The sequence below is a fragment of the Synechococcus sp. N5 genome, from assembly GCF_900473925.1.
GTDB lineage: Bacteria > Cyanobacteriota > Cyanobacteriia > PCC-6307 > Cyanobiaceae > Parasynechococcus.
This window is the reverse complement of record NZ_UCNI01000004.1, coordinates 68817-76695: the sequence shown is the minus strand read 5'-3', so window position 1 is coordinate 76695 and position 7879 is coordinate 68817. Positions and strand designations below refer to the sequence as shown.

Here is a 7879-nt window from a genome sequence, read left to right as displayed (position 1 = left end):
CCCCGCTCCGAGGAAGCCGCTGAGAATGGTGACGGGGACGTTGGCGGTGGCTGGTGCGGTGGTCATGCGCAAGGACCCACTGGGCTCATGCTGGCAGCAGAGCGTCAATGGCGCTGGCCAGCTCCACATCCAGGCTGCTGAGGCCGCCGAGATCATGGGTGGTCAGATCGATTGAAACGCGGTTGTAGACGTTGCTCCAGTTCGGATGGTGATTTTTGGATTCGGCCAGCAAGGCCACCTGTGCCATGAATCCAAAGGCCTCCACGAAGCTGTTGAACTGCAGATCGCGGTGCAGCCTGTCTGCGTTCACAACCCAATTGGGCAGGGTTGTGCTGAGGGCCGACTTCTGGGCGGCATCGAGAGGTTCAACTGGCATGGAAGCCCTGAATCACTCCTCCATCGTGGCTGGAGCTGGTCATCAGTCGCTCAGGTCATGCAATCGATCAATCATCAGATCGGTGTCGGTATCGATGCCGTCGTCGGTTTCCCAGGCGTTGGGGTTGTGGCGGGCCTGAATGGCTTGATTGATCCGTTCGCCATTGCGCAGGCTCAACAGGGTTTTCGGCGTGGCTGAAGTGTTCTGCGTGGTGCTTTCAGGGGTGGCGCGGCTGGAGGATTCACCGAACAGGTGGCAGGCGATCGTTCTGGTGTGAGCAGCGCTGCGGTGCTCCCAGAGGTAAACTGCTTGCCAGGTGCCCAGCAGCAGTTGTCCCCTGCTGACGCTCAGGTTCAGGGTTTGGCTGGTGAGCGCGGTTCGGATGTGGGCCGGCATGTCATCAGCTCCTTCGTCGTCATGGAGATAACGGCGGTGTTCTGGAACGGCATCGGCCATCCATGCATCCAGGTCCTGCAGCACCCGTGGATCGGCGTTCTCGTTGATGGTGAGGCTGGCGCTGGTGTGCAGGCAGGTGAGATGTAGAACGCCCTGGTCCAGACCCGTGCTGCGGATCCAGGTGTTCAACAGCCCGTCCAGTCGGGTGAATCCTCTTCCCGGGGTTGCCACTGTCATCTGATGCAGGATCTGCTGCACGCCCACCGCTCTCCAGCGTTCTTTCCTTACTTTGCGTGCTGCAGCACCGTCTGAGTCCATGGCCAGCCCATCTGCCCCCGATCTGACCCTGCTGTTTGACGGAGGTTGTCCGTTGTGTGTGCGCGAAGTTCGCTTTCTGCAGCGGCGTGACCGTCAGGCCCGGCTGGCTTTTGTCGACATCGATGCCTCTGATTACGACGCAGCGGCCCATGCCGGCATCAGTTACCGGGTGGCCATGGGCCGCATTCATGCCATCACAGGCTCCGGGGAGGTGCTGCGGGATGTGGCCGTCTTCCGTGAGGCGTATCGCCTGATTGGTCTGGGGTGGCTTTACGCACCGACCCGCTGGCCCTTGATCGGCAGCGTGGTCGATTGGGTCTATGGGATCTGGGCCGCCCGGCGGCTTCAGATCACCGGGCGCGCCGACCTTGAGATCCTGTGCCAAGGCCGCTGTGAGCTGAACTGACGGGTTCTTACCGAACGGTCTGCGGTTGTCGGTAGATCAGCTTGAGCGGCCAGAGAGCCATGGGCAGGGCGATCCCCAGGGCCAGCTGCAGCATCAATCGGCGCATGGGTCCAGAACGTCTGAACCGTTTCACCATGGCCTGCATCGCTGCTTCGATGCCACTCCAGGTGTCGTTAAGGTGATGGAAAAGGGGGCGAGATGGCTTCTGCCGCAACGGCTTGGGGGCAGCTGGGCGCCCATCTGAGAGAGACGCAGCTGCTTGGCTCGATTCAGAGCACCCTGTACTGGGACCAGAACACCCGCATGCCTTCTGCCGGGGCGTCCTGGCGAGGTGAGCAGCTCACGCTGCTGGCGACCCAGCTTCATGCTCGTCAGAGCGCTGCGGCCTATGCGGAACTGCTGGCCGCAGCGCGTCAGCATTGGAATTCCGCTGAGCGATGCCCTGAGCAGGGTCGCAATCTGGATCTGCTGGAACAGGACCTGCAGCGGCAGCAGTCCCTCGATCCAGCCCTCGTCGCCGCCTTGGCCAAGGCCAAGGCCGAGGGTTACAACCGGTGGCAGCAGGCTCGATCGGCCTCTGATTTCAGCCTCTTCGCACCGGCGCTTCAGACCCTGATTGATTTGCGTCAGGAGCAGGCCAAACAGCTGGATGAGCCGCGCTCCTGTTGGGAGACCCTGGCGCAACCCTTCGAACCGGATCTGCGTCTGGAGCGTCTCGAGGCCTTGTTTGCTCCGTTACGACAACGGTTGCCGCAATTGGTTGCTCAGGCATCCACCCGGCCACGCCCACGATCAGCGGACTGGGATCTCGAGGAGTCCAGCCAGCAAGATCTCTGTGATGAGCTGCTCGGTGCCTGGGGCCGCAATCCCGTCATCACTTGCATGGCACGTTCGCCTCACCCCTTCTCGATCACGTTGGGACCGGCCGATTACCGCATCACCACGCGTGTGGTGCCTGGCCAGCCCTTGTCGTGCTTCCTGGCTACGGCCCATGAATGGGGTCATTCCCTCTATGAACAGGGGTTGCCGGACCAGAGCCACCAATGGTTCGCCTGGCCTCTGGGACAGGCCACCTCGATGGCGGTGCATGAAAGTCAGTCGCTGTTCTGGGAGAACCGTGTTGCCCGGAGCCGTCCGTTCGCCGAGCAGTGGTGGAAGCGTTTTGCGCAGGTGGGGGCTCCCTTCAGCGGAACCCAGGACATGTGGCAGGCGATGAATCCGATGGCGCCTGGTTTGAACCGGGTGGAGGCTGATGAACTCAGCTATGGCTTGCACATCCTGATCCGCACGGATCTCGAGATTGCTCTGCTGGAGCAGGGTTTGGCCGTGAACGATCTCCCAGACGAATGGAACCGGCGCTATCAGGAACTCCTGGGGGTGCGGCCGATGAACGATGCCGAGGGATGCCTTCAAGATGTGCACTGGAGTGAAGGCCTGTTTGGCTATTTCCCCTCGTATCTGTTGGGGCACTTGATCAGTGCACAGTTGAGCGAAGCGATGGCGGAGGCCATCGGGTCTCCGGAGGAGCATGTGGAGCGCGGCGATGTCACGCCCTTGCTGGCTTGGCTGCGTGAGCACGTTCACCCGCTCGGACGCAGCGTTAATGCGGATCAACTGGTGGAAAGGGTCACCGGTCGGCCCCTGAGCACCGATGCCTTCCTCTGCTATCTGGAGAACAAGCTTGATCGGTTGCAACCGGCCCCCTAGCCGCGTGCAACTCGCCGGGCTGAGGCGGCCCGTAGGATGCGCCGCGCTGTCCATCGCCGTTTATGGCCAACCTCGATCAGGCACCCAGCCGCAGCATGCCCAACCTGCTGCACGTGCTGCCGGCCTTCGCTGATGAAGCCGAACTTCGTCTCAACACGATCGTGGAGCTCAACTCCAACACGATCAACAAGTACGAGCTGATCACTGAAACCGGCCATCTCAAGCTGGACCGCGTTGGTTACTCCTCGCTGGCTTACCCCTTCGCCTACGGATGCATTCCCCGCACCTGGGATGAAGATGGCGATCCCCTCGACATCGAAATCGTTGGTGTCACCGAGCCCCTGATTCCCGGTTCGATTGTGGAAGCCCGCATCATCGGCGTGATGACCTTCGACGACGGTGGTGAAGTCGACGACAAGGTGATCGCTGTGCTTGCCGACGACAAGCGCATGGATCACATCAAGAGCTGGGAAGCTCTCGGTGAGCACTGGAAGAAAGAGACCACCTACTACTGGGAGCACTACAAGGATCTGAAGAAGCCTGGCACCTGCTCGGTGAACGGTTTCTTCGGCACTGAAAAGGCCGTTGAGATCATCAAGAGCTGCGAGGCTCGCTACATGGCTGAGATTGATCCCAAGTTGGTCGACTAAACGCGTTGGCGATCAACTGCTGATCAGGCGGGGGACACTCCCCCGCCTTTTTCATGGCTCAGCGTCCGGCTCAACAGCATCGAAGATCCTTCGATTGGGATGGACACCTCTCGTGAGACAACAGAGCTGAAGAAGGACGAAGTCGGCTCTTTGATCTCGACCATGAGACCAAAGAGATTCTGAAGAGTTCAGCTCCAAGGCTGCTGCTGCTGCTGTTTTTTTCTCGCAGCAATGAATACGTTGAGACCAGTGGGTCTTGCGCGTCTCATGAAGTGGTCATTGATGCCGGCGCTGTTGGCTGGCCTGTTGGCGGGGTCTGTTGCTCCATGCCTTGCTGCTGAACCTGTTGAGCTGGCCTTGCGGCAACCCGCTCATGCGTCGCGCATCGTGCTTGACCTCAGCAAGCGACAGATCACACTCATGCGGGGCGAGCAGCAGCTTGGGGCCTGGCCTGTGGCGATCGGAGATCCCAAAACCCCCACCCCAAAAGGGGAATTCGCCATCCTCAACAAGAAGGTCAATCCGATCTATGTGACCCATAAGTCGGGTCAGCGGCGGGAGCTTCGCGGACCCAGCAGCCCGATTGGTGATCGCTACATGGCTTTTCACCGCAATGGCCGCAGCGAGTTTGGGATCCATGGAACGGCGTGGCCGCACTGGGTTCAGATTCGCGCTGCCGTCAGCCTGGGCTGCGTGCGCATGCTCAACAGCCACATCCGGCAGCTGTTTGATGCTGTGGATGTGGGAACGCGTCTGGAAATTCGCAGTTGATCAGGCTTCCGGGCGGACGGTGTCGAAGATCTCTTTGAGGATCTCGCCAGCACCCTGACCTTTGAGGGTGTTGGCCAGAGCGATGCCGATGGCTTCGGCGTCGCTTGCTGCGCCACTGGCCTGGTCGCGGATCAGACGTTTTCCATCAAGGCTGGCCACCATCCCGGTGAGGATGAGTTGATCACCTTCAAAGCGGGTGTTCACGCCGATGGGCACCTGGCAGCCACCTTCCAGTTCCCGCAGGAAAGCGCGTTCGGCCAGGCAGCGCTGGGAGGTGGGGGTGTGCTCCAGCACTTTGATCGCCTCAAGCACTTCGGGCTTGCCCTCCACGCATTCAATCCCGAGGGCGCCCTGACCAACGGCGTGCAGAGAGATGTCGCCGGGGATCAGCTGGTGGATCCGATCGCCGAAGCCAAGCCGGCCCAGGCCTGCCGCAGCCAGGATCAGACAGTCGTAATCGCCGCTGTCCAATTTTTCCAGGCGGGTGATCACGTTCCCCCGAACGTCCTTGAAGATCAGGTGGGGGTAGTGGTGACGCAGTTGAGCCAGGCGGCGCAGGGAACTCGTGCCCACCACAGAGCCTTCGGGAAGGGTGTCGAGTTTGTACGCCTGGTTCTTGGTGTTCACCACCAGGGCATCGGCCGGGTCTTCCCGTTCGGTGATGCAGCCGAGCATCAGCCCCTCGGGAAGGTTGGTGGGCAGGTCTTTCAGCGAGTGGACTGCGATGTCCGCACGGTCCACCAGCATCTGGGCTTCCAGTTCCTTGGTGAACAGGCCTTTGTCGCCGATTTTGGCCAGGGCGACGTCCAGGATCTTGTCGCCCTGGGTGGCCATGGCTTCCACCGTGATCTTCAGGCCGGGATGGGCCTTCTCCAGTTCCGCTTTCACCCAGTTGGTTTGCACCATGGCCAGCTGGCTGCGTCGTGAGGCGATGCGCAGTTCGGTGAGGGCCATGGAAAGGGCGAATCAGCCGCCCAGCCTACGCTTTTGGCCTTGGATTCTTTGGTTCGCCTTCACGAGGTTGTGAAGCTTCGAAAGGGAAGATCTCTTTATGAAGAACGCTTAACATTTGTAGGCATTGCAGCGCAGTCATGCCCGGACCCGTCGTCAATGGCGTTCGTCAGGCCGGAGCAATTGGCTCTGTTGCCCCCGACTCGCAAGAGCAGGAGCCCATGATCCCCCTGGTGGCTGAGGGTTCCATCCGTCTGATCCTGTTGTGCAGTGGCGATGTGCTGATGGCTCGGCTGCGCCACACCACCGATCGCGATGGAGATCACGCGTATCAACTGCTGCGGCCCCGTCTGGTGCGTTCAGCCGCAGATGCCTCACACGATGCTCAGCCCAGTTGGCTGCTTCAGCCTTACCTGGAGGGGCTGACATCGCAGCACAATCTGGTGCTGTTCAAGGGGGCGGTTGCTTCCGTGCTCGAACCGGATGCTCGCCTGCTCCAGGCCTATGCACTTGAAACTCGCCAAGAGTGCCCTCTGGAGGAAACTCCGGTGGAGCGGCTGAAGCGTGCTTTTCAGGAATTCACGGAGACCTTCGATGCAAACCCGTGAACATGTCGCACGGTCTCTTTCTATTTACTAAAGGAAAACCCCAGTCATGGACTGGGGTTTGATCTCTTCCGTGTGAGGAGGGCGTCTCAATTCCCTCAAGCACTCTTATAGAAGCCCTCTGCTCCATTCAGCTAGGGGGAATGTACTTATGTATTACTCCCGTGACCGTTTGGTCACGGGCCCAGTGCTGGCTTACTTGATGTATTCCTTGAGCACCCCATTGCGGTTGGGGTGGCGCAATTTGCGCAGGGCCTTGGCTTCGATCTGACGGATCCGTTCACGGGTCACATCAAAAATCTGACCAATTTCCTCGAGGGTCTTCATCCGCCCGTCGTCCAGGCCATAGCGCAGGCGCAGCACATCGCGCTCGCGGGGGCTGAGGGTGGCCAACACACCTTCGAGGTCTTCACGAAGCAGGTTCTTGGCAACGTCCTGCTCGGGATTCTCGATGTCGGCTTCGATGAAATCACCCAGGCGGGAATCCTCTTCCTTGCCGATGGGGGTCTCCAGGGAGATCGGCAGCTGGGCGCTCTTGGCGATGAAGCGCAGTTTTTCGATGGTCATTTCCATCGATTCCGCGATTTCCTCTTCCGTTGGCTTGCGGCCGAATTCCTGGGAGAGAACCTTGGTGGTCTTCTTGATCCTGGAGATCGTTTCGTAGAGGTGCACCGGCAGGCGGATGGTGCGGCTCTGGTCGGCGATGGCGCGTGTGATGGCCTGGCGAATCCACCAGGTGGCGTAGGTGGAGAACTTGTAGCCCTTTTCGTGGTCGAACTTCTCGGCTGCACGAATCAGGCCAAGGCTTCCTTCCTGAATCAGGTCTTGGAAGCTCAGGCCCCGATTCATGTACTTCTTGGCAATCGAGACCACCAGGCGCAAGTTGGATTGCACCATCTTTTCCTTGGCTCGTCGGCCCAGCATCAAGCGCCGGCGGAAGCGGATGAGCGGCATTTCCACCAAGGCCGCCCACTCTTTGTTGTCGGGTTCCCGGCCGTTGTCGCTTTCAAATTGAGCGGCCAGTTCCTCGAGATAGAGAAGATCGGCGATTTTGCGGGCTAGTTCGATCTCTTCGTCGGGACGCAGCAGGCGGATCCGACCGATTTCCTGCAGATAAACCCGGATGGAGTCTTCGGTGTAAACGCCTTTGGGGCCGATCTTGATGCTGGCCAGGGCTTTGGCCTTGGCTTCCTTCTCAGCAGCTGCGGTTTTGGCTTTCTCCTCGGCGGTTGGCTTCGCTGCCGCTGCTTTGGCTGATGCCTTGGCTGTTGAAGATTTAGTCGTGGTCTTCTTGGCGGTGGCTGCCTTCTTAGTTGTGGTGGCCTTTTTCGTTGTGGTTTTGGCCTTGGTGGTTTTCGCTGCAGCCTTTTTGGTGGCTCCCGAGGCCTTGGCTTGATCTGCAGCGGCGAGCAGTTCGTCGGCTGCGGCGCTCAGGTCCTTGGCGCTCGCCTTGCTGGTTCGTCGGCGTGCAGGGGTTTTCTTGGCCTCTTTGTCGGAACTATTGGCGACTTCCTTCACCTTGCCGTCAGCATTGGCCAGAAGAACTATGTCCGGCTTGGCAGCTTTGGTGGCAGCAGGGGTCATGGTGTTAGTCGAAGTCGGATAGAGGGGAAATGCAACAGCGGCAACAACGCACCAACGGCAATGGCCGGAACCTGGAACTTCCGTTCAAACGAAACAGAACCACACAGCTGACGCT

General features: G+C 59.9%; 9 protein-coding genes. 5 read left to right on the top strand and 4 right to left on the bottom strand.

From position 1 onward, the window contains the following. Positions 1 to 85: 85 nt before the first annotated feature. Positions 86 to 376 (bottom strand): 4a-hydroxytetrahydrobiopterin dehydratase, encoded by a 291-nt coding sequence (locus DXY03_RS05205; RefSeq protein WP_115009479.1) that lies wholly within the window; start codon positions 374 to 376, stop codon positions 86 to 88. Between the two features lie 42 nt (positions 377 to 418). After that, positions 419 to 1036, bottom strand: coding sequence for a secondary thiamine-phosphate synthase enzyme YjbQ (locus DXY03_RS05200; RefSeq protein WP_115009478.1), 618 nt, complete (start codon positions 1034 to 1036; stop codon positions 419 to 421). Between the two features lie 52 nt (positions 1037 to 1088). On the opposite strand from DXY03_RS05200, the gene DXY03_RS05195 reads away from it, so the two are divergent. The 4 genes from DXY03_RS05195 to DXY03_RS05180 all read left to right on the top strand — a co-directional run bounded on the left by DXY03_RS05195 (position 1089) and on the right by DXY03_RS05180 (position 4624). Beyond that, complete coding sequence (locus DXY03_RS05195; protein WP_115009477.1) at positions 1089 to 1496, top strand: thiol-disulfide oxidoreductase DCC family protein; 408 nt, start codon at positions 1089 to 1091, stop codon at positions 1494 to 1496. Positions 1497 to 1694: 198 nt separating this feature from the next. Further along, entirely contained in the window at positions 1695 to 3203 is a 1509-nt protein-coding gene (locus DXY03_RS05190; protein ID WP_115009476.1) for a carboxypeptidase M32, read from the top strand. A 62-nt stretch (positions 3204 to 3265) separates the two neighbouring features. After that, positions 3266 to 3853: an inorganic diphosphatase gene (locus DXY03_RS05185; protein WP_115009475.1), complete on the top strand. Its 588-nt coding sequence runs from the start codon at positions 3266 to 3268 to the stop codon at positions 3851 to 3853. Between the two features lie 267 nt (positions 3854 to 4120). Continuing rightward, on the top strand, positions 4121 to 4624 hold the full coding sequence (locus tag DXY03_RS05180; RefSeq protein ID WP_244272331.1) for a L,D-transpeptidase: 504 nt from the start codon (positions 4121 to 4123) through the stop codon (positions 4622 to 4624). Here DXY03_RS05180 and hemC read toward each other — a convergent pair whose 3' ends face one another. Continuing rightward, positions 4625 to 5578, bottom strand: coding sequence for a hydroxymethylbilane synthase (gene hemC, locus DXY03_RS05175; RefSeq protein ID WP_115009473.1), 954 nt, complete (start codon positions 5576 to 5578; stop codon positions 4625 to 4627). 137 nt (positions 5579 to 5715) lie between these two features. On the opposite strand from hemC, the gene DXY03_RS05170 reads away from it, so the two are divergent. Next, the gene (locus DXY03_RS05170; RefSeq protein ID WP_115009472.1) at positions 5716 to 6183 is read left to right on the top strand and encodes a hypothetical protein; all 468 of its coding nucleotides are present in this window, start codon (positions 5716 to 5718) and stop codon (positions 6181 to 6183) included. A 192-nt stretch (positions 6184 to 6375) separates the two neighbouring features. Here DXY03_RS05170 and rpoD read toward each other — a convergent pair whose 3' ends face one another. Beyond that, positions 6376 to 7764: an RNA polymerase sigma factor RpoD gene (gene rpoD, locus DXY03_RS05165; RefSeq protein ID WP_115009471.1), complete on the bottom strand. Its 1389-nt coding sequence runs from the start codon at positions 7762 to 7764 to the stop codon at positions 6376 to 6378. Positions 7765 to 7879: the final 115 nt, after the last annotated feature.